The organism is Vibrio sp. M260118 (genome assembly GCF_036533755.1).
In the GTDB taxonomy this organism is placed as follows: domain Bacteria; phylum Pseudomonadota; class Gammaproteobacteria; order Enterobacterales; family Vibrionaceae; genus Vibrio.
The window spans coordinates 1-1969 of sequence record NZ_JATABG010000506.1; the positions used below are offsets into that span (position 1 = coordinate 1).

The following is a 1969-nucleotide window of genomic DNA, read 5'->3' on the forward strand; positions in this document are numbered from 1 at the left end:
GGTAGGGATTTTTATATGCAACAACATAAACCTATCTCGTCGTAAAAGCTCATATTTTTTCCTTTTCTATGCTTAAACGCTCATTTTTTATGCTCGTTTATTTTCGTTTATCTCGATTTATGCAAAATTATTGTGCATAAACAGGGAGAAGTCGCCTCTTAACTGCCAGTTCATAACGGGAAGTATGACCCCAAGGACAGATAAGCAGATCAAGATTAGCTAAAATAGAAATAACGAAACAAAAGGACTCTTACCATGACTGAGCAAAAGTACATTGTTGCCTTAGATCAGGGAACAACAAGCTCACGCGCGGTGATATTAGATCACGATGCAAATATTGTTAGTATTTCGCAACGTGAATTCACTCAGATCTATCCTCAGTCAGGATGGGTAGAACATGATCCCTTGGAGATCTGGGCAACCCAAAGCTCGACCCTAATTGAAACCCTTGCTAAATCGGGCATCCGCAGTGATCAACTCGCTGCCATTGGCATTACCAACCAACGTGAAACCACCATTGTGTGGAACAAAGAGACAGGCAAACCTGTTTACAATGCGATTGTTTGGCAATGTCGTCGAACCGCAGAGATCTGTGAAGAGCTCAAAGCGCGTGGGTTGGAAGAGTATGTGCGTGAAAACACAGGCTTACTGCTCGACCCTTATTTCTCTGGCACCAAAGTCAAATGGATTCTCGATAACGTAGAAGGCGCACGAGAAGACGCTGAAGCAGGCAAGCTACTGTTTGGTACGGTAGATACCTGGCTAGTGTGGAAGATGACACAAGGTCGAGTTCACGTAACGGACTACACCAACGCTTCGCGCACCATGCTGTTCAACATCAACCAACTTTGTTGGGATCAAAAACTCCTTGATGAGCTTGGTATTCCTGCGTCTATGATGCCTGAAGTGAAACGTTCTTCTGAGGTTTACGGACAAACTAACATTGGTGGTAAAGGGGGTACTCGAATTCCGATTGCCGGTATCGCAGGTGATCAACAGGCAGCACTCTACGGCCAAATGTGTGTAGAAGCAGGCCAAGCGAAAAACACCTATGGTACAGGTTGCTTTTTACTGATGAACACAGGCCAAGAGAAGGTTAACTCGACTCACGGGCTACTGACCACTTTAGCCTGTGGACCAACTGGCGAGCCTGCATATGCTTTGGAAGGTGCTGTCTTTATGGGAGGCGCGTCAATCCAATGGCTACGTGATGAAATGAAGCTGCTTGCTGATGCGAAAGATTCAGAATATTTCGCCACTAAAGTAGACACCACCAATGGCGTCTACGTCGTTCCCGCTTTCACTGGCCTTGGTGCGCCATACTGGGATGCTTGGGCTCGCGGAACCATAGTCGGTCTGACTCGTGGGGTTGGGGCAAACCACATTATTCGTGCAACGCTAGAGGGAATCGCCTACCAGACTCGTGACGTGCTTGATGCGATGCAGGCAGATTCCGGGATTCAACTCGCGAACCTTAGAGTCGATGGTGGTGCTGTCGCCAACAACTTCCTCATGCAGTTCCAATCCGATGTCCTGGACACTGAAGTTCACCGCCCTAAAGTGACTGAAGTAACCGCTTTGGGTGCCGCGTACCTTGCAGGATTGGCAGTAGGATACTGGAACAGCATTGATGAACTGCAGAACAAAGCTGAGCTCGATCGTACCTTTGAACCGCACCACGACGAAGAGAAGCGTGACCGCCGCTATAAAGGCTGGAAGCGTGCTGTTAAATGTGCTCAAGTTTGGGCAGAGATGCACGATCAAGAATAGCACTCACAACTTTTGCTATTAATACTGTAACAGGGCACTTAAAAGTGCCCTCAGATTGATGACGAACCCCACTTTTTAAGTGGGGTTCTTTGTATGGAGCGGCCGTAGGCCGCGATCGCGATATTTTTGGTTATACGACGAACTGAAGTAACCAACCCTTAGAGTGGCATACAGAAGTCAGTATTGGCCTTATTTCCGT

Annotated in this window: 1 protein-coding gene; it reads left to right on the forward strand. The window is 47.3% G+C overall.

The features are described from left to right. Nucleotides 1-255 precede the first annotated feature (255 nt). Entirely contained in the window at nt 256-1770 is a 1515-nt protein-coding gene (gene glpK / locus QTO00_RS18930; RefSeq protein WP_331426139.1) for a glycerol kinase GlpK, read from the forward strand. Nucleotides 1771-1969 lie beyond the last annotated feature (199 nt).

What these genes read in the sequence shown, in the direction of transcription:
- glpK (WP_331426139.1), top strand. Translation starts at nt 256, where the DNA reads ATGACTGAGCAAAAGTACATTGTTGCCTTAGATCAGGGAACAACAAGC.